This is a genomic window from Aeromonas sp. ASNIH7 (assembly GCF_002903485.1).
GTDB lineage: Bacteria > Pseudomonadota > Gammaproteobacteria > Enterobacterales > Aeromonadaceae > Aeromonas > Aeromonas caviae.
The window spans coordinates 1,157,440-1,176,303 of record NZ_CP026226.1 but is presented as its reverse complement, the minus strand read 5'-3'; the positions used below and the strand labels follow the sequence as shown (position 1 = coordinate 1,176,303).

Sequence of the window (18,864 nt, the reverse complement as noted above, 5' to 3'; positions counted from 1 at the left end):
CGTCAGGCGTACTTGTGATTGACGATGAATTCGAACGACTCGGCGCCCAGTCCACGACAGAAATCGGCGAAGGCTGTCTTCGAGCCAGGCTCTTCTCCCTGCTTGGAGAGATTCAACTGAAAGTTCGCCTTGAGCAGGTTGAAGGGCTGCTGTTCCAGGGTGATGGTCTGCATGGCCTGGATGTCCCAGCCGTGATCGCTGAAGAACTGGGTGCACTGACTTACGATGCCCGGCTGATCCCGGATCAGCACCTCTGCGCTGGCGCTGATGTCATATTGCAGGGAGTGGTGGCGCTCGGTGCGTTTCATCATGGTGATGAGATCCCACTCCTGGCTGCGCAGTGGGAGGCTGATTTCCAGTTGCATCAGGCTGTTCCAGTCACCGGACAGGAGCATGATGAAGGTGAATTCGTTGCCGAAGATGCCAAGACGGCTGTCGACAATGTTGCAACCGCAGCCACTGACGTGACGGGTCACCTCATTGACGATGCCAGGCCTGTCCGTGCCGATGGCCGTTACGACCAGGTAGTGAGTCATAAATCGTCTCTCGTCCATTATTGAGAATGCGTTGACCGCGGGTGCCGGCACCCTGCCGTGAGGCCTCTTGTGCGCGCGTGCATTCATACGTTTTGTGCCGGATGGTAACACGGCTTGTCCCGTGCCTCCCTTGTTTTTCAAAAGGGGCAGCTTTACCATTACGCCCCTGAAAATCGGGAGAATTATCCATGTTACGCGGTAGTATTGTTGCGCTCGTTACCCCCATGCTGCCTTCGGGCGACATCGATTGGGTCAGTCTGGCAGCGCTGGTGGAATATCATGTGGATGCCGGGACCAGCGCTATTGTCGCCGTGGGAACCACGGGAGAGTCGGTCACCCTGAGCGAGCAGGAACATATCGCCGTGGTTGAGAAGACGGTGGAATACGCCGCCGGACGCATTCCCGTCATCGCGGGCTGCGGCTCCAACAATACTGCTCATGCCATCGCCCTCTCCCGGCGTTTCGCCACCATGGGCGTGGTGGCGGGTCTCTCGGTTACCCCCTATTACAACAAACCCACCCAGGAAGGTCTCTATCGTCACTATTGTGCGATCGCCGAGGCTAGTGGTCTGCCTCAAATTCTCTATAATGTGCCCGGTCGCACCTGCTGTGACCTCAAACCCGAGACGGTGGCCCGTCTGGCCAAGGTGCCCGGCATCATAGGTTTGAAAGAAGCGACTGGCGATCTTGGCCGTACCCCGCTGCTGCGCGAACTGTGCGGGCCGGATTTTGCGCTTTATAGTGGCGATGACGCCAGTGGATGTGATTTTATGCTGCAAGGGGGAGATGGTGTCATTTCGGTCACCACCAATATTGCGGCGCCCCAGATGGCCGACATGTGTCGTGCTGCCCTGGCCGGTGATGCCGGGCAGGCTCATGACATCAACAATCGATTGATGCCGTTGCATCAGACTCTGTTCTGTGAACCGAGTCCCATCCCGGTGAAATGGGCCTGTGCCCGGCTGGGATTGATGGCGACGGCGACCTTGCGTCTGCCCCTGACCGATCTCACCCCCGAGGGGGAAGCGGCGATGGCGCGAGCACTGACGACTGCGGAGTTGATGGCGAGTGTTTAAAGCAAATGGAAAGGGAAATGCAGTGCGCCTGGTACTGAGTGTCGCGACGGTGGCCGTGCTGGCTGCCTGCAGCTCACCCCAGGAACGCAAAATGGCCAACCGTGGCTTCGAGTATGAAGAGAGCCGCCTTGAAGGCCGCGCCTTCCTTGTGCCCGCCGGGTTGAGTACCCCCGCCTTTAACAGCAATTTCGACATTCCGGCCCTGCCCGAGAGCAGCCGTGAGGGCGCCCTCGGGGCCAAGGTGGACGTGCGTCCGCCCGCCCAGTTGCTCACCGTGGTGCCCGGCAGCCAGGTGGTGGCCAATGCCAGCGAGCCGACCGTCGCCTTCTATGCCCTCAGCACCTCCCAGAGCGTGGAGCGCGATACCTGGGCCTTCCTGATGAACTTCTTGGCCGAACACAAGGTCACCACCGAGAAGCTGGACCAGCAGGACGGCGTCTTGCAGACCGGCTGGTTTGACAACTCAGCGGTGCTCGATGGCTGGGCGGAAGATGACGATGACTTCAAGATCCGTCAGCGTTACCAGTTCACCCTGCGCAACGATGTGCAGCGTCACGCCATCAAGATGTCGGTACGGGTGCTGGATCACGAAGAGACCATCGACGGCGAGACCAGCACTGTGCTGACGCCGGCGGACGCCCAGCGTTATGCTACCCGCGCCCTGAACCAGTTCTCCCTCTATTACGACAAGCAGCTCAAGGCCCGTGAACAGCACAAGTCCAGCGATGGCATGGGGCTGGAGCTGGGTCTGGACAACAACGAGCTGAGCGCCTGGATTGCCGAAGGGTCGTTTGACCAGGTGTGGCGCCGCCTCAATCAGGTGCTGCCTGCCTATGGTTTCACCATCAAGGATACCCAGCAGTCCCTGGGCTGGATCGACGTGGAGTACGATGAGCCGGACAGCGAGTTCTGGAAGGCCAAGGGAGCGGAACCCTTCAAGCTCGAGGAAGACAAGTATCGCTTCCAGCTCGGCGAGATGACGGGCGGCAAGACCTCCATCACCCTGTTCGACAAGGACAAGAAGCCTGTCGCATCCGGTGTCATCTCCCAGATGTACATCAGCCTGTCCGAGGCCTTTGCCAAGGGCTTGGCCGATCAGGGGGCGAAGTAAGCATGGAAACAGGGGCCTCGCGCCCCTGTTTTGTTATGTCCGGGTTGCCGCAGGGCCCGCGTGCCGAGCCGGTTGCCCCGGGCCTGAGTACCTGATGATGTGAATCCCCCACAGACAGGGGTCTGGTGCCCCTGCCTAACTAGTCCCACAACAGGAAGTGTTATTAGCCATGAGTCTTGCAGATCAAGTATTGGCGGTGAACGACGATTTGCCGATCCGTACCGATAAACCTGTCCATTCCGGCAAAGTGCGCAGCGTCTACTGGTTGACCCCGGCAGACAGTGCCCGGCTCATTCGGGAGAAAGGCTATGATGTGCCGGCCGATACGCCCCTGGCCCTCATGGTGATCAGTGATCGCATCTCGGCTTTCGACTGCATCTGGCAAGGGGTGGACGGTCTGAACGGCGTGCCGGGCAAGGGCGCGGCGCTCAATGCCATCTCCAGCCACTGGTTCAAGCTGTTCAAGGAGCAGGGGCTGGCGGACAGCCACATCCTGGACATCCCGCACCCCTTCGTCTGGATCGTGCAAAAAGCCCGTCCCGTGATGATCGAGGCCATTGCCCGCCAGTACATCACCGGCTCCATGTGGCGTGCCTACAAGGATGGTGAGCGGGAATTCTGCGGCATCACCCTGCCGGAAGGGCTCAAGAAGGATCAGAAGCTGCCCGAGATCCTCATCACCCCGTCCACCAAGGGGATCCTCAAGGGGCTGGATGGCGTGCCGGAAGCGGACGACGTCAACGTCTCCCGCGGCGACATCGAGCGCCACCATCAGGCCTTCGGCTTCCGCTCCCCGGCGGACATCGACCGCTACGAGGCGCTGCTCAAAGAGGGCTTCAACGTCATCAGCGAGGCGCTGGCAGCCCTGGATCAGGTCTTCGTCGACACCAAGTTCGAGTTCGGTTACGTGACCGATGCCGCCGGTCGCGAGAAGCTCATCTACATGGATGAAGTGGGCACCCCCGACAGCTCACGCATCTGGGACGGCGCAGCCCTTCGCGGCGGCGAGATCATCGAGAAGTCCAAAGAGGGCTTCCGCCAGTGGCTGCTGAACCACTTCCCGGATCCGGACATCCTGCTCAACAAGAACCGCATGCCCGAGCGCTTCGCCCTGGCCCGTGACAACAAGCTGCCCACCGAGGTGATGATGGATATCTCCCGCACCTATGTGGGGATCGCCGAGAAGATCATCGGTCAGCCGCTGGTACGCAGTGCCAATCCGAAGCAGGAGATCATCGAGGTACTGCGGGAGCAGTACGGCCTGATCGACTGAGGCCGACCGCTTTTTTTGCCGCAGGCGCACAAACGTTTGCCGGTGGCAGGGGAGGCGTTTGCAACGCAGATGACAAAACGGGCCCCATGACGGGGCCCGTTTTCATTGGGTTGTCCGGAGCGCTCAGCCATTGACCCGGAAGATCTGACCGGTCTGTACCCCCAGTACCGATTTCTTGTAGGCCTGGGCCACCCGGGCGGCGGGTACCGGCACGAAGCCCGGGAAGAAGTCGGCATACTTGCCCATGGACTCTTCCAGCACGGTGGGGCTGACCACGTTGATGCGAATGCCCCTTGGCAGCTCGCAGGCTGCCCCTTTCACGAAGTGCTCGATGGCACCGTTGATGGTGGTGGCGCTCACCCCCCAGTGGATGGGCTCCTCGCTCAGAATGCCGCTGATGAGGGTGATGGAGCCACGGTCGCTCAGGTGGGCAATGGCGGCCCGGGTCAGGTTGATCTGGCCCATCAGCTTGCTCTGAAGCCCCACCTGCCACTGCTCGTCCGTCATCTCGGTCAGGGCATTGAAGGCGACGCTGCCGCTGGCGACCACCAGGGCATCGAAGGATCCGATCTGCTCGAAGAGCGCCCGGATGGAGGCGGGGTCGCGCATGTCCACTCTGGCATCCCCCTGGCTGTGACTGACCCGGATCACCTGGTGATCCTGGGCAAGCAGTTCGCTGACGGCGGCGCCAATGGTGCCGGAGGCACCCACAATCACAATCTTCATATCTATCGCTCCTGGTTGAGATGAGTTGATGATAGCGGGATAAAAAGGGAGAAAAAGCGCTTATGATGAACCCATTGTTTCCATATTGGTGCTAATGATGGATATCTCTCACCTGGCCAGTTTCTATGAAGTGGTGCAGCGGGGCAGTTTCTCCGCCGCTGCCGATGCCCTGGGGGTGAGCAAGGGGATGCTGAGTCGCCATGTCAGCGCCCTGGAGTCCGCCCTCAATGCCCAGCTGCTCCAGCGCACGACCCGCAGACTCAGCCTGACCGAGGCGGGGAGGGTGCTTCACCAGCAGGCCGGCGAGATCTTCGCCCTGGCCCGGGAGGCGGAGGAGGGGATCCGCGCCCTGACCGAGGAGGACAGCGGCCGCCTGCGCTTCACCTGCCCGGTCAGCACGGGGGACCGCATGGTGAGCGATCTGCTCGCCCGTTTTGCCGAGCTGTGCCCCGGCGTCCAGGTCGAGCTCAACTTCACCAATGCCATGATCGACATGAGCCAGGGGGAGAATGACATCGCCCTGCGGGCCATGGAGCTGATCCCCGACAACCTGGTGGCCCTGCCGCTCGGCAGGCTCAAGGATGTGGTGGTGGCAAGCCCCGCCCTGCTGGCGCGGGAGGGGATCCCCGCCACTCCCTATGAGCTGGGGGGGCGCTCCTGCCTGCTGCAGGGCCACAACCCGGACTGGGAGCAGTGGCACTTTCGCCAGGGGGAGGAGGAGGCGCACATCCTGGTGCAGGGGCGAGTGCGGGCCAACCACTACAGCACCCTGCTGCAACTGGCCCGGGCGGGCATGGGCTTTGCCAAGTGTCCACTGATGCTGGTGGAGACGAGTCTGGCCAGGGGCGAGCTGGTGGCGGTGCTGACGGAGTGGCAGACCGGCCTGCACCCGATCCATGTGCTGCACGCCCAGCAGCGCCGGGTGCCGCGCAAGATCCGGCTGTTCAAGCAGGTGCTGGCCCAGTGGTTTGCCGAGCGGCCCCATTATCTGCTGGGGTGAGCCTGCATTCCGTTATTTTTCTGTCATCTGGGGCTGCTACCCTGCGCCCTTCATCGCGAAAGGAGAGTCAGGGAATGAAGCGTCATCAGGGTTGGGCAGGGGTTGCGCTGCTGTGCTGCGGCGGTGTGCAGGCCGAGGTCAGGGTCGAGGTGCCCCGGGATTTCCAGATCCTGGCGGTGAGCGCCGGCAAGGTGCAGGACGAGCAGCATGCCGTGCTGGCCGACGGGGAGCAGCAACTGCTGGTGCGCTACGAGGGGGTGATCCCGAGTCGCAACAGCAGCGACAACGATCGCCAGGTTCGCTCCGAGCCCCAGGTGCTTCGCTATGAGGCCCGCGGGCAGTCGGTGCGCCTGCAGGCTCCCGTGCCTGCGGACGAGCCCGGGATGGAACGCTACGCCAGGGCCCCTGTCCTGGGCCTGGTGGCGGGGGGGCAGCCCCTCGAGGTGCGTCAGGATACGCTGGTGGTGCAGGGGATGCAGATCGGCATGGACTGGCATGCCAGGCTGATGGAGTACAACCGTGGCGAGGGGCCTGCCGTGCTCGCCGGTGCGGCGGATGTGACTGCGGCCGCCGTGGCGACGCCCCGGGCCTCCTCCGTGCCGGCCAGCGCCCTGGAAGGGCAGTTGCAACAGCTTTTCCTGCAGGCGGACCCCGCGCTTCGCAAGCGCTTCATCGGTTGGGCCGTGCCGCGCCTTTAAGTTTGCTCCCCGTTGCAGTAACGTGGGCACATCTTTGATTCCCGATGTGCCCATGTTGATCAGCGAGGCCCCCATGTTTGAATTGCACCCCCGCCTTCAGGCGGATACCCGGATACTCGGGGATCTGCCCCTGTGCCGCGTCCTGCTGGCCAAAGACAGCCAGTATCCCTGGCTGATTCTGGTGCCCCGGGTCGCCAACCTGCGGGAGATCCATCATCTGGCCCCCGAGCAGCAACAGCAGTTGATGCAGGAGTCCTGCGCCGTCGCCACCCTGATGGAGCGGGCACTCGGCCCGGACAAGATCAACGTGGCGGCCCTCGGCAATCTGGTGCCTCAGCTGCACCTGCACCACGTGGCCCGCTTCAGCTCGGATGCGGCCTGGCCCGGTCCCATCTGGGGTGCCTGTCCCGCCATTCCCTATGAGGAGCAGGCCTTGCAAGGGGCGGCTGCCAGTTGGCAAACCCGTCTGGCTACCCTGGATGGATTTCAGCCATTTCTGGCTGATAATCCAGTCAAGTGAGAGGTGGCTCGCGCTTTGGGCACCGGGATCACGCAATCTGTTAGCGTATCGCGCCGGTGCATGGTGACATGGGCGACACGAGTGACAGCTCCATTATTTCGATCAGCAGGAAGGTTCCATGATAGTGACAAGATCCGAGGATGATGCCGTATTGACCACAGAGGACGTACTGCTGAGCCTGTGCAATTCGGTGACGAGCGTATTGAGTGCGGCGACCCAGACCCAGGTGCGCTTCTCCGGCATGGTGCAGCGGATCAGCAAGACCTGCCTCAAGCCTGACATCGGCTGTTTCGTGCTGTTTGACGGCGGCTTCTCCGGGCTGGTGGTGATCAACTTCTCCGCCGCTGCGGCCATGGAGCTCTACCAGAGCTACATGCTGAGCATGGGGCTCTCCAAGGAGGATCTTGCCATCTCCCACACCTCGGACGAGGTGAGCAACGTCATGGGCGAGCTGATGAACCAGATCGTCGGCAGCTTCACCACCAAGGTGGGGCGCGAGCTGCAGACCCACATTACCCAGAACCAGCCCAAGATGCTGGCGCTCAACAAGCAGGTGATGCTGAGCGTCGACACCAACCTCGACAATCCAGAGACCCGCCGGGTGACCTTCTTCACCGCCAGCAACAACATCTTCTATCTGGAGCTGGCCATGGACAAGACGGAGTTTATCCGGATCCATGATGGCGGCGTGCAGGAGGAGGTGGATCCCGACGAGCTGATCGCCCAGGCCAAGCAGTCAGCCAAACCGGCACCGGCGGCCGCGCCGGCGAGCAACGAGCACGACGATCTGCTGGATTCCCTCGGCATCTGATGGTCGAGGGTTGTGCAAATGAAGAGGCCACCCCGGGGGTGGCCTCCTTGCTTGGTACGGGTCAGAAGTTGTAAAGCAGCCCGGTACTGAAGCGAAGCGCCTCGGCATCGTAGAAGTCGATGTCGGAGTCGGCGCTGGAGTAGGCAGCGGTGAAGGTGGCGGCAAGGGGTTTGATGCCGAACAGGTTGTGCCAGAAGAAGGTGCCATTGAGGGCGAACTCGCTGGCATCGGCGCGCTGGCCGAACAGGGGATTCGCCTCGTCGTACTTGCGCTTGCCGGCGTAGAGGCTGCTCACGATGGACCACTGGGAGGCGCGCTTGGCATAGGTCAGCTGCAGACCGGTGTTCTTGAAGCTCTCCGCACTCCCGTCCAGGCGGGCCTCCTTGTAGAGGAAGGCGGGCTCCAGCAGCTGGTTGCCGCCGAAGTGGTACTGGTAGGAGACAGCCAGGTCGTGGACCTTGCCGTTGCGGCTCAGCATGGAGGCGTAGTGGGTGCCGTGGGTCAGGTCATATTGCTGGCCACTGCGCTCCTCGTCGAGCTCCACTTCCCGGCTGGTCAGGGTGGCGTAGACGTTGCTGCCCCAGATCCTGTCCCAGGCAAAGCGCACCCCTTTCGAGGTGAGATCGGTGGCGCTGCGATCCACGCCGGTGGCGAAGGGATCGCTCCACACTTCCACCGGCATGAGGTTGAACACCAGGGAGGTGGCGACGATACCCTTGTCACCCATCTCCTGGCGCAGACCGAGTTGCTGGGTAAAGTCGAAGCGCACCGCGTCCTGGATGAGGTTGCCGAGGAAGACCTGGGTGCGGGTATCGGCGAAGGTGTAGCGGATATCGGCATTGAGCAGCGGGCTCAGACCGCTTTCGCGGCCGGGGGAGCCCAGATCATCGATACGGCTGTTGCTGTCGTCACCGGCATAGAAGTTGGACTTGTGGCTGCCGGCATTGACCCCGCCCAGCAGAAAACCGGACCAGCCGGTCTGGCGGGGGATCTCCCCCAGATCGGCGTGGGCGGTGGTGGCGACCAGCAGGCCAAGGCTCAACAGAACATGATTTCGCATCGGGTATGCTCCTGACATAACGAATGAGAAGGGTGACAGTGTGCCCCGGTATTCCGGTGGAACCGGTGCTGACTGAGGCATGGCAGGCATGCTACCCCAGCCGGAGTGTGACGTTAATCAATAATTGAATACGCGACGGACAAGAGTTCATGGCGCCGTACTGGTATCCTGTTTGCGCAAGAAAAGGGGAGAAAACAACGAGATGAAGCAGATCAAATCCTGGGCGCAATATTACGTCGACCTGATGACCAAGCTGGGACTGGTGCGCTTCAGCATGTTCCTGGCCACCGCCATCATAGTGCTGGCCGTTTCGATCCAGATGGGGGTGACCCTGTTTTTGCGCGGCACCGTGGACATCGTCGACCTGGTGCGCTCTGTCTTCTTCGGCCTGCTGGTGACCCCCTGGGCCGTCTATTTTCTCTCCATCGTGGTGGATCAGCTGGAGGACTCCCGCCAGCGGCTGACCCGCATGGTGCGCAAGTTGCAAGACATGCGCGAGCGGGATCTCGAGCTCAACAGCCAGTTGCAGGAGAACATCAGCCGGCTCAATGCCCAGATCGCCGAGACCAACCGGGCCGAGACCCTGCGCCAGCAAGCCATCGAGGATCTCGAAAACGAAGTGTTCCAGCGGGAGAAGGCCCAGTTGCATCTGGGGGAGCGTACCGCCCTCTTGCGCTCTTTCATCGACTGTTCCCCCGATCTGGTCTATTACCGCAACGAGGACGAGCAGTTTTCCGGTTGCAACCGCGCCATGGAGGAGCTCACCGGCAAGGTGGAAGCGGAACTCATCGGCCTGACCCCGTTCGATGTCTACAAGCACGACATCGCCAGCAAGGTGGTGGAGACCGACAAGCAGGTCTTCGCCCAGAACGAGCCGCTCACCTATGAGCAGTGGCTGGAGTATCCCGATGGCCGCAAGGCCTACTTCGAGCTGCGCAAGGTGCCCTTCTTCGACCGCTTCGGCAAGCGGCTCGGCCTGCTCGGCTTTGGTCGCGACATCACCGAGCGCAAGCAGTACCAGGACAAGCTGGAGAAGGCGAGTCGGGACAAGACCACCTTCATCTCCACCATCAGCCACGAGCTGCGCACCCCGCTCAATGGCATCGTCGGCCTGAGCCGGATGCTGATGGATACGCCCCTCGATGCCAGACAGCAGCAGCAGCTCAAGACCATCCACCTGAGCGCGGTGACGCTCGGCAACATCTTCAACGACATCATCGATCTGGACAAGCTCGACCGTCGCCGGCTGGAGATTGCGCCGGCTCCGCTGGATTTGCCCGCCTTCCTCGACGAGCTGGAGACGCTGTCGCGCATCCAGGCGGAGCAGAAGGGGCTCTACCTGCACTTCGACCGGGACGGCGACATGCCCCAGTTCGTGATGGCGGACGGCACCCGGCTGCGCCAGGTGCTGTGGAACCTGGTGGGCAATGCGGTCAAGTTCACCGATGAAGGAGGCGTCACCATACGCTGTCTCGCCCACGCCGCTGATGAACCGGGCAAGCTGGCGCTGCACTTCGAGGTGGAAGACACCGGGGTGGGCATTCCCCGCGCCCAGCAGGAGAAGATCTTCGCCATGTACTATCAGGTGCAGGGCAAGAAGCACGCCACCGGCACCGGCATCGGTCTTGCGGTCTCCCGCCAGCTGGTGCAGGCCATGGGCGGTCAACTCTATGTGGACAGCGACCCGGGCGAAGGCGCCTGCTTCACCGCCGAGCTGGAGGTGGACTGCGTCGAGCCCAGGGCCGCGGCCCCGGAGCCCGAGATGCCCTCCCTCGACATCCTGCTGGTGGAGGATGTGGAGCTCAACGTGACCGTGGCCTGCGCCCTGCTGAACAAGCTCGGCCATCAGGTCAAGGTGGCGCGGGATGGTGCAGAGGCGCTGGCCATGGCCAACCCGGATGATTTCGACTTGATCCTGCTCGACATCCAGCTGCCGGACATGACGGGGTTCGATGTGGCGGAGCAGCTGCTCGCGCGCTACGGCGACAGCTTGCCCCCCATGGTGGCGCTCACCGCCAATGCCACCGGCGATCGCCAGTACTACCGGGATCACGGCATGCAGGATGTGATCAACAAGCCGCTGGGCTCCAAGGCGGTGCGGGAGGTGATAGGCCACCTGTTTGCGGATCTTGCCGGGGACGAGGCGGACGAGCAGGACGATGTCCACCATCAGGATGCCCTGCTGGATCTGCCCTTCCTCACCGATTACGCCAGCACGGTCGGCAAGCCGGTGCTGCTCTCCAGCGTCGAGCTGTTCGAGAAGATGATGCCGGATTACATGGCGGTGCTCGACTCCAACATGATTGCCAGGGATCAGGCCGGTGTGGTGGAGGAGGCCCACAAGATCAAGGGGGCGGCGGGCTCCATCGGCCTGCGCCGGTTGCAGCAGACGGCCCAGCTCATCCAGAGCCCGGAACACCCCGCCTGGTGGGAGAACGTGGAGGACTGGATTGAAACCCTACGCCGGGAATACCCGGGTGACATCGCCCGCCTGCGGCGCTGGCTGCTCTCGTAGACACGACGCCTCAGGCAAGGAGCCACGACATGTATGACCGTTTGATCCCCCCGAGCGCATTCACCCCTGGGGAGACGAAGACCTGCTGGAGGCGACGGAGCAGGACCGCACCCGCATCGTGCAGGCGGCGCCGGTGCGTCGGTTGCAGCAGAAGACCCAGGTCTTCCCGCTCGATGTGAAAGCCTCGGTGCGCAGCCGTCTCACCCATTCGTTGGAGGTGCAGGAGACCGGTCGCCAGATCAGTCGCCGCATCCTGGCGGCGCTGCCAGCCGGAGTGGTGTGCGAGGGGGCCTTCATCAATCTGGTGGAGATGTCCTGCCTGTTGCACGATGTCGGCAACCCGCCGTTTGGCCATTTCGGCGAGCAGGTGATGAGTCAGTGGCTTGCCCAGGAGCTGGACGGCCTCTTCGCCCGTGCCCACGACCAGTTGCCGAGCCCCCAGTGGGCAACCCTTCGCCAGGATCTGCTGGTGTTTGACGGCAATGCCCAGAGCCTGCGACTGGTGCACAGCCTCCATGAGCTGAACCTCACCCTGGGGCAGCTGGCGGCGCTGTGCAAATACCCGCAGCAGCCCCTGCCGGGCCTGCACCATCCCCAGGGCTATGGTCAGCACCACGGCTGGACCAGCAAGCGCGGCATCTTCTTCAGCGAACAACCCCTCTATCGTGCCCTCGGCCAGAGCCTGGGGCTGGCCGAGGGGTGCCGTCATCCGCTGGTCTACATCATGGAGGCGGCGGACGACATCTCTTACTGCATCGCCGATCTCGAGGATGCGGTGGACAGGCGCATCCTCACCCAGAGCGAGCTGCTGGCAGCCCTGCGCGAGGCGGACGAGGGCGGTTACATGGCCGATCTGCTCGATGAGGCGCTTGCCTCCGGTCGGGGGTTCTTCCCCCATTTTCGCCAGCATCTGACCCGGGATCTGGTGGCGCTGGCCGCCCATACCTATGTGGCCGAGCACGATCAGATCCTGAGCGGGGCCTATCCCCAGGCGCTGCTGCACGGTCAGGCTCCGGCAGCCCGGGTACTCGATACCCTCAAACGGGTGGCTCGCGAGCTGGTGTTCATGCGCCCGGAGGTGGAGGCGCTGGAGCTGGAAGGCTATGCCGCCCTGCGCGGGGTGCTCTCCACCTACGCCTGCCTGCTGGCCCTGCCTGCCAGCCAGTTCGAGCGGCTGCTCGCAGGCAACGGCGGGAGCGAGCTCTTCTTTGCTCGGCGGCTGTTCCACCGCCTCTCTGCCCGCCACCTCAAGGCGTACCGACTGGCGGTGGCGAGCCGGGATCCCCGTTTCGAAAAGGAGAGCGAGCAGGAGTGGTACTACCGGGTGCGGCTGCTGCTCGATTATGTGAGCGGCATGACGGATACCTATGCGCTGGAGGAGTTCCGGCTGTTGTCAGGGATTTGACTGAACCTCTTTTTGGCCGCATTCCACCCATATGGGTGGGAGAGATATTGCGTAAAATTCGGTGTTTTTTTACACTGCGGCAACTTGTTCAACTTTCACACGGTAAGGAGACGACCATGCAACATTCCATGTTCAACGTTGCGTTCGATCGCTGCTCTGGCAGCGCGAAGACTCGTGCTCTTTATTTGCCGCGTGGAGGGGACAGGTAACACCTGCTTTTTTCATCACCCGCGGTTGTCCCGCAGGGTGATCACCTCTCTCCGGGGGAACCGCACGTTCAACTGGAGAATATTATGTCTATCGAACTCGCCCTGCTGCGCCACGTAGAGACCCTGGTTCAAAAAAGGATCACCCGGCTGGAGCGTCGCGTCAGCTACCTGCACCTTTCGCCTGCCCTGCTCAAAGACATCGGGCTGGAAGGGCAAAATGTGCAGATCGCCCACATCCGTGAGCGGGAGTTTCAAACCGGTTTCCGGCTCGGGAACCGAATAACCTGATGGGAGGGGGCATGGCCCCCGACCTGGTGGATGGCAGGCCTGGGCCTGCCATTTTTCTTTCCTGATGAGCATTGTCTCAATTTAGTTGTCGCACATTGCGCCAAACACTCTATGATCCCCCTCCGTTTCGTATGGGAGTTGATAATGTTCCGCCGCTGCTGTCGTCTCATCCTGCTATGTGGTCTGGCTTTCTGGAGCCTGATGGTTGCGGCTGCGCCGGCGCAACTGGACCAGAGCAACTTCACCCTGGACGAACTGCACTGGCTTGCCACCCATGATGAACTGGTCGTCGGCATGCCTTCGGCGGCCTGGCCACCCTATGTCTATACCGATGGGCGCGGCAACTTCACCGGCCCCCTCGATGAGTTCGCCTCCCAGATTGCAGCCAGGCTGGGGGTGAGCCTTCGCTACCGTGCCTATGCCAACAATGCGGCGGTCCAGCAGGCCTTGCTGGATGGCAAGGTCGACATGTTGATCGGGGTGGCACCGAGCCCGACCCGCACCCTGCAGATGCAATTTACCTCCGAGCTGATGGCACTGCCCCGGGCCGTGCTGTTGACGGGGGGGCGGGAGAGCCTCTCTCTGGAAGAGGCCTATGGGGTGCGCTGGGTCTGCGTCTTCGGTGTCAGCGCCTGCGATGAGCTGCTGCGCCTGGGGATCTCGAACCTAATCACGGCCGACAGCCGGGACGAGGCGATCTTCATGCTCAAGGAGGGCAAGGCGGATGCCTATCTGGCCGAGCTGCCCATGCTGAACAGGCTGCAAGCCATGGCGGGCATGGCGCTGGCCAGGATCGACTGGATGAGGGATACCTCCCTCGCCATGGCCGTGGCACCCAGGAATGATGTCTTGCAGGGATTGCTGGAGCGGGCCCTCGAGGACATCTCTCCCCTCGAGCGTCGCGCCATTCTGGAGGCGGGGGACATCCTCGACTATGCCCTGGTGAAAAGGAGCAGGGAGATCGTCTTCAATCCGCAGGAGCAGGCGTGGTTGCAAGCACATCCGGTCATCCGCTACGGGGTTGCCCCGGATTGGCCCGGGATGAGCGAGGTGGACGACAGGGGGCGGCTCAAGGGGCTCATTGCCGATCTGCTGACACTGATGAGCCAGCGTGCCGGGCTTCAGTTCACCCTGGTGCCGACCCGGAGCTGGGCCCAGAGCATGGCGCTCTTCCAGGATCGCAAGCTGGATCTCATCCCGGCCATGACTCCCACCGCGGAGCGTCAGCAGTTTGCCCGGTTTACCCCCAACTACGCGTCGATCAACCGGGTGGTCGTGGCGAGGCAGGGGATGGCCGAGCTCACCGCCGCCAGGGCACTGAAAGGGCACAGGGTGGGCATGGTAGGGGGCTCGGTGGAGCAGGTCTTGCTGAACGAGGTGGGGGCCATCGCCGTGCCGGTGGCCAGCGATGCCGAATTGCTGCCCCTGCTGGACCAGCAGAAGGTCGACTATGTGCTGATGAGCACCACCACCCTGGAGCAGTCGCTGCAAAAGGGATTCAGCGACCGCTACCAGGTGGTCTTCTCCGGCAGCGACCTGCGGGTACCCATCGCCATGGCGACCCAGTTGCAGGATCCCATGCTGCAGCAGATCCTCACCAAGGTGCTGATCGCCATTCCCCCCGACGAGCTCTCCGCCCTGGAGAAAAAGTGGCTCTCCCTGACCATACAGACGGGACTGGATCCGAAGACGGTGCTGCTCTGGTCCTCCCTCGGCGGCGGCATTTTCCTGCTCTGCCTCTTGCTGTTCATGGGCTGGAACCGGACGTTGCGCCGCCAGATCAGCCAGCGGCGGGAGGCCGAGCGGCGGCTCGAGGAGCAGCTGGTGTTTGTCCAGATGATGCTGGATGCCCTGCCCAACCAGGTGGTGCTGACCAACGAGCGCTATGAAGTGGCAATGACGAACCGGGCGTATCGGCAGATGTTCCTCGGCGGGGAGAACCTGACGGGCTCCTATGAGCGTTTGCTCCAGGATCGATTGCCTGAGTCGATCCGCGCCAGGGTGATGGAGGAGGATGCCAGCGTCTGGGAGAGCGGAGAGGAGCTTCATGGACGGGGCGAGATCCGGTTTGATGACGATCGCCTGCACCAGATGATCTACACCAAGCGGCTCTTTGCGGGGCCCGATGACAAGCGGCTCGGGATCTTGACCGTGCTGACCGACGTGACCGAGCTGGAGCAGGCGCGGTTTGCGGCCCAGGAGGCGCAGACCCGGCTGACCCAGATCACCGACAGCATGCCGGGTCTGGTCTATCAGTATCACTGGCTTGGGCCGGGCAAGGGGCACTTCCTCTACACCTCGCAAGGGGTCAGGGAGATGGTGGGGGTCGAAGAGGAGCATGCCGGCATGGCGGTCACCGGTGCCTCCATCCTGGGGCTGACAGGCAAGGCGCACCAGGACTTCGTGGCCACGGTGGATCGTCATGCCCTGAGCATGCAGCCGCTTGATCTCGAGGTGGAGATCCGGCGCCAGGGGGAGGCGGGCTATTTGCAGATCCGTGGTCACTTCGTTCACCAGGAGGGGCTTGAAGGGGTCATATTGAACGGCGTGGTGCAGGACATCACCAAGCTCAAGCGCCAGGAGCTGGAGCTGCGCCAGGCCAGGCGGGTGGCGGAGGAGGCGACCCAGGCGCGCAGCCGCTTCCTCGCCACCATGAGTCATGAACTTCGCACTCCCATCTCCGGCATGCACGGCATGCTGGAGCTGCTGCAAATGAGTGCGCTGGACGACGATCAGCGCTACATGTTGCGCAATATCTCGACCTCCACCAACCATCTGCTCTATCTGGTGAACGACATCCTGGACTTCTCCAAGATGGAAGCCGGGCAGTTGCAACTGCACCCCCATCACTGCCGCCTGACCTCGGTGATTTGCGATGTCATCCGGGGACATGCGGCCCTGGCCTATGGCAAGGGGCTCAACGTGACGCTGCGGTGGGGGAAGACTGTGCCGGATCTGGCCTGCATCGACGGGATCAGGGTGGGGCAGGTGATCTCCAATCTGTTGAACAACGCGGTGAAGTTCACCGAGGCGGGGGCGATCGCCATCCAGGTGGATTATGAAGACGACCGGCTGGCCTTCCGGATCCGGGATACCGGGATAGGCATCGCCCTGGAGCAGCAGCGCACCCTCTTCATCCCGTTCAAGCAGGTGGAGTCCGACACCAATCGCCGGTTTGGCGGCACCGGGCTCGGGCTTGCCATCTGTCATCAACTCACCCAGAAAATGGGGGGTAGCCTGACCCTGGAGAGTACCCCCGGAATGGGCACCTGCGTGACCTTCACGCTGCCCCTGGCCGAGTGCCAGTGGGAAGCGCCGCCCCTGACCGGTCAGGTATGGTGGTGGTTTGGGGAGGATGAGGGGCTGGAATCAGTGATGGTCAGGCTGGGTGCCAGACTGGTTCGCATGGAGGCACACCATTGGCAGCAGCCCCTCGAGGGGCATCTGCTGGCGCAGGAGAATCACCTGGAACAGGCCCTTGGCAGTGACTGGCTGGCCTGTTTGCAGCGTTCGAACCTCAAGGGCATAGTACTCTCTCCCCATGAGGCCCTGCGGGGGCGAATGGGGGGCGACGCCTGGTGGCGACTGGGACAATCGCCTCTCTACCCCGATCTGTTGCTGGAAACCTGCCAGTCACTGTTCAACCAGCAGGCGAGCCAGTCGAAGGGGATGGAGGGGGAGAAGCTCAGGGGACGGGTGCTGGTGGCGGATGATCACCCCGTCAACCGGGCATTGCTGACGAGGCAGCTCGCTATCCTGGGGCTCGAATCCGAGGTGGTGGAAGATGGCGAGGAAGCGCTGCGCGCCTGGCAGGGGCAGGACTTCGCCCTGCTGCTGACCGACTGCCACATGCCGGTGATGGATGGCTATGCCCTCACGCGAGCCTTGCGGGATGCCGGGAACAGTGCTCCCATTATCGGGGTGACGGCCGATACCTCTGAGGAGGCGAGCCAGCAGATGCGTGATGCCGGCATGAACGACATGCTGTTCAAGCCCTACAGCCTGGATGCCCTGAGCCAGACCCTGGGACGCTGGTTGCCGACTCAGGAAGAACAGCTCGCCTCGGAGGCGCCCCGGCAAGCCAGGGTTCAGCTGCCAGGCATAAGCTGGTTGACCCTGTTCGGGGATGAAGCGGTGGCACGCAGCATGGCCAGCGAATACCTGGAAGCCAACGAGCAGGATGGCGAGGACATGAGGCTGGCGCTGGCCAGCCAGGATACCCAGGCGCTGGTGGAGACGGCACATCGCATCAAGGGGGCCGCGCGCATGGTAGGACAGCAGGCATTGGCAGAGGAGGCGGCCCGGCTGGAGGCGGCGGCCAGATTGAAACAACTGGACAAGCTCGATGACCTGGCCAGGGCGGTACAGGCATTGATGGACTCTATCAGAGGTGAAACGGGGTTATGGCTCGATGAATAGCGCACGGCATGAGTTGGCGATCATGGTGGTGGAGGATCACAACTTCCAGCGCAAGGCCCTGATGCACCAGATCCGCGGACTGGGCTACGGCAACCTGCTGGAGGCGCAGGACGGGGAGGAGGCGCTGGCACAGTGCCAGCACCACAGGGTCGACATCCTGTTCTGCGATCTGCGCATGCCGGGCATGGATGGCATGGCGCTGCTGCGCCGCCTCTCCCTTGGCGGGTTCCGCGGCGGCATTGTGCTGTGCAGCGCCCTGGAGGATGACGTGGTCGATGCCGTGCTGCGCATGAGCCGGGCCTATGGCCTGCAGGTGCTGGGGCGCATCGAGAAACCCGCGTCTCCCCAGCAGATCGCGCAGCTCATCGGTGCCTGGCGGCCCCAGCAGGTGCGCAGCCAGGAAGAGGATGGTTATCACCTGACCCTGGATGAGCTGCGCCGGGCGCTGGATCAGGACCAGTTGCTGCCCTGGTATCAACCCAAGGTGGGTTTTCACAACGGGGAGTGGCTCGGCATGGAGGCGCTTGCCCGCTGGCAGCACCCCGAATATGGCCTTATCTCGCCGGCCCGTTTCATCCCGCTGGCGGAGCACAACGGGCTCATCGACCCGCTCACCGAGGTGATCATCGGCAAGGCGCTGCGGGACGGCCACTTGTGGGAGAAGACCGGGCTCTCCCTGAACCTGTCGATGAACCTCTCCACCACCTCCCTCATCGAGGGGGATCTGTGCAACACCCTGCTCAGCCACTGCCAGCGCTGGAGCATCAACCCCGAGCTCATCACCCTCGAAGTGACCGAGAGCGCCTTCGTCAAGGATCTCGGCAAATCGCTGGAGGTGCTGACCCGCTTGCGGATGCACGGTTTTGGTCTCTCCATCGATGATTTCGGGACCGGCTACTCCTCCATGCAGCAGCTCGCCCTGCTCCCCTTTACCGAGTTGAAACTGGACAGATCCTTCGTGGATCGCTGCTATGAAGATCCCTCTCGCCTAGCCATCATCGAGTCCAGCATCGAGCTGGCTCGCAAGTTGGGCTTGAAATCGGTGGCCGAGGGGGTCGAAGATGAGGCGACCTGGCAATTGCTGGCGAAGCTGGGGTGCGATCAATGCCAGGGCTTCTTCTCCGCCCGCCCCATGCCCCGCGAGGAGCTGATGGGGTGGCATCAGGGTTGGCAGGCTCGTTTGCCCGCGCTCATCAGACGCTAATCCCGGGCAGGAT

At 62.7% G+C, this 18,864-nt stretch carries 14 protein-coding genes and 1 pseudogene; 12 read left to right on the top strand and 3 right to left on the bottom strand.

What is annotated here, in order from left to right:
• Positions 1-2: 2 nt before the first annotated feature.
• The gene (locus tag C2U47_RS05325) at positions 3-536 is read right to left on the bottom strand and encodes a glycine cleavage system protein R (protein ID WP_010673166.1); all 534 of its coding nucleotides are present in this window, start codon (positions 534-536) and stop codon (positions 3-5) included.
• A gap of 188 nt (positions 537-724) precedes the next feature.
• Between C2U47_RS05325 and dapA the strand changes: the two genes are divergently transcribed.
• From dapA to C2U47_RS05310, 3 genes are all read left to right on the top strand, one after another.
• On the top strand, positions 725-1,612 hold the full coding sequence (gene dapA / locus C2U47_RS05320) for a 4-hydroxy-tetrahydrodipicolinate synthase (protein ID WP_029313831.1): 888 nt from the start codon (positions 725-727) through the stop codon (positions 1,610-1,612).
• The gene (gene bamC, locus C2U47_RS05315) at positions 1,605-2,723 is read left to right on the top strand and encodes an outer membrane protein assembly factor BamC (RefSeq protein ID WP_029313833.1); all 1,119 of its coding nucleotides are present in this window, start codon (positions 1,605-1,607) and stop codon (positions 2,721-2,723) included. Before dapA ends, bamC begins: the two co-directional genes overlap by 8 nt.
• A 169-nt stretch (positions 2,724-2,892) precedes the next feature.
• Entirely contained in the window at positions 2,893-3,996 is a 1,104-nt protein-coding gene (locus tag C2U47_RS05310) for a phosphoribosylaminoimidazolesuccinocarboxamide synthase (protein WP_039040947.1), read from the top strand.
• 123 nt (positions 3,997-4,119) lie between these two features.
• On the opposite strand, the gene C2U47_RS05305 is transcribed toward C2U47_RS05310, so the two are convergent.
• Positions 4,120-4,722 (bottom strand): short chain dehydrogenase, encoded by a 603-nt coding sequence (locus tag C2U47_RS05305; protein WP_103261500.1) that lies wholly within the window; start codon positions 4,720-4,722, stop codon positions 4,120-4,122.
• A 97-nt stretch (positions 4,723-4,819) separates the two neighbouring features.
• Between C2U47_RS05305 and C2U47_RS05300 the strand changes: the two genes are divergently transcribed.
• The 4 genes from C2U47_RS05300 to C2U47_RS05285 all read left to right on the top strand — a co-directional run bounded on the left by C2U47_RS05300 (position 4,820) and on the right by C2U47_RS05285 (position 7,751).
• A complete protein-coding gene (locus tag C2U47_RS05300; protein ID WP_103261944.1) occupies positions 4,820-5,722 on the top strand; it encodes a LysR family transcriptional regulator in 903 nt (300 codons plus the stop codon).
• Positions 5,723-5,796: 74 nt separating this feature from the next.
• Positions 5,797-6,420, top strand: a complete 624-nt coding sequence (locus C2U47_RS05295) for a DUF2057 domain-containing protein (protein WP_103261499.1) — start codon at positions 5,797-5,799, stop codon at positions 6,418-6,420.
• Positions 6,421-6,493: 73 nt separating this feature from the next.
• Positions 6,494-6,940, top strand: a complete 447-nt coding sequence (locus tag C2U47_RS05290; protein ID WP_103261943.1) for an HIT domain-containing protein — start codon at positions 6,494-6,496, stop codon at positions 6,938-6,940.
• A 118-nt stretch (positions 6,941-7,058) separates the two neighbouring features.
• On the top strand, positions 7,059-7,751 hold the full coding sequence (locus tag C2U47_RS05285; RefSeq protein ID WP_029313837.1) for a DUF3334 family protein: 693 nt from the start codon (positions 7,059-7,061) through the stop codon (positions 7,749-7,751).
• A 61-nt stretch (positions 7,752-7,812) separates the two neighbouring features.
• On the opposite strand, the gene C2U47_RS05280 is transcribed toward C2U47_RS05285, so the two are convergent.
• Positions 7,813-8,811, bottom strand: a complete 999-nt coding sequence (locus C2U47_RS05280; RefSeq protein ID WP_103261498.1) for a DUF2860 family protein — start codon at positions 8,809-8,811, stop codon at positions 7,813-7,815.
• Between the two features lie 202 nt (positions 8,812-9,013).
• Here C2U47_RS05280 and arcB point away from each other — a divergent pair, with 202 nt between their 5' ends.
• The 5 genes and pseudogenes from arcB (at position 9,014) to C2U47_RS05255 (ending at position 18,851) form a co-directional block, all read left to right on the top strand.
• Positions 9,014-11,326: an aerobic respiration two-component sensor histidine kinase ArcB gene (arcB, locus tag C2U47_RS05275; protein WP_045523789.1), complete on the top strand. Its 2,313-nt coding sequence runs from the start codon at positions 9,014-9,016 to the stop codon at positions 11,324-11,326.
• Positions 11,327-11,355: 29 nt separating this feature from the next.
• Positions 11,356-12,731 (top strand): annotated as a pseudogene (gene dgt, locus C2U47_RS05270) (dGTPase).
• Positions 12,732-13,024: 293 nt separating this feature from the next.
• Positions 13,025-13,228 (top strand): hypothetical protein, encoded by a 204-nt coding sequence (locus C2U47_RS05265; protein WP_080768051.1) that lies wholly within the window; start codon positions 13,025-13,027, stop codon positions 13,226-13,228.
• A 144-nt stretch (positions 13,229-13,372) separates the two neighbouring features.
• On the top strand, positions 13,373-17,647 hold the full coding sequence (locus C2U47_RS05260; RefSeq protein WP_043152545.1) for a transporter substrate-binding domain-containing protein: 4,275 nt from the start codon (positions 13,373-13,375) through the stop codon (positions 17,645-17,647).
• Positions 17,640-18,851, top strand: coding sequence for an EAL domain-containing response regulator (locus C2U47_RS05255; protein WP_041214588.1), 1,212 nt, complete (start codon positions 17,640-17,642; stop codon positions 18,849-18,851). Before C2U47_RS05260 ends, C2U47_RS05255 begins: the two co-directional genes overlap by 8 nt.
• The last annotated feature ends 13 nt before the right edge of the window (positions 18,852-18,864 follow it).

What these genes read in the sequence shown, in the direction of transcription:
- C2U47_RS05305 (WP_103261500.1), bottom strand. Translation starts at nt 4,722, where the DNA reads ATGAAGATTGTGATTGTGGGTGCCTCCGGCACCATTGGCGCCGCCGTC.
- C2U47_RS05255 (WP_041214588.1), top strand. Translation starts at nt 17,640, where the DNA reads ATGAATAGCGCACGGCATGAGTTGGCGATCATGGTGGTGGAGGATCAC.
- C2U47_RS05260 (WP_043152545.1), top strand. Translation starts at nt 13,373, where the DNA reads ATGTTCCGCCGCTGCTGTCGTCTCATCCTGCTATGTGGTCTGGCTTTC.
- C2U47_RS05290 (WP_103261943.1), top strand. Translation starts at nt 6,494, where the DNA reads ATGTTTGAATTGCACCCCCGCCTTCAGGCGGATACCCGGATACTCGGG.
- arcB (WP_045523789.1), top strand. Translation starts at nt 9,014, where the DNA reads ATGAAGCAGATCAAATCCTGGGCGCAATATTACGTCGACCTGATGACC.
- dapA (WP_029313831.1), top strand. Translation starts at nt 725, where the DNA reads ATGTTACGCGGTAGTATTGTTGCGCTCGTTACCCCCATGCTGCCTTCG.
- C2U47_RS05265 (WP_080768051.1), top strand. Translation starts at nt 13,025, where the DNA reads ATGTCTATCGAACTCGCCCTGCTGCGCCACGTAGAGACCCTGGTTCAA.
- C2U47_RS05310 (WP_039040947.1), top strand. Translation starts at nt 2,893, where the DNA reads ATGAGTCTTGCAGATCAAGTATTGGCGGTGAACGACGATTTGCCGATC.
- C2U47_RS05285 (WP_029313837.1), top strand. Translation starts at nt 7,059, where the DNA reads ATGATAGTGACAAGATCCGAGGATGATGCCGTATTGACCACAGAGGAC.
- C2U47_RS05280 (WP_103261498.1), bottom strand. Translation starts at nt 8,811, where the DNA reads ATGCGAAATCATGTTCTGTTGAGCCTTGGCCTGCTGGTCGCCACCACC.
- C2U47_RS05295 (WP_103261499.1), top strand. Translation starts at nt 5,797, where the DNA reads ATGAAGCGTCATCAGGGTTGGGCAGGGGTTGCGCTGCTGTGCTGCGGC.
- C2U47_RS05325 (WP_010673166.1), bottom strand. Translation starts at nt 536, where the DNA reads ATGACTCACTACCTGGTCGTAACGGCCATCGGCACGGACAGGCCTGGC.
- C2U47_RS05300 (WP_103261944.1), top strand. Translation starts at nt 4,820, where the DNA reads ATGGATATCTCTCACCTGGCCAGTTTCTATGAAGTGGTGCAGCGGGGC.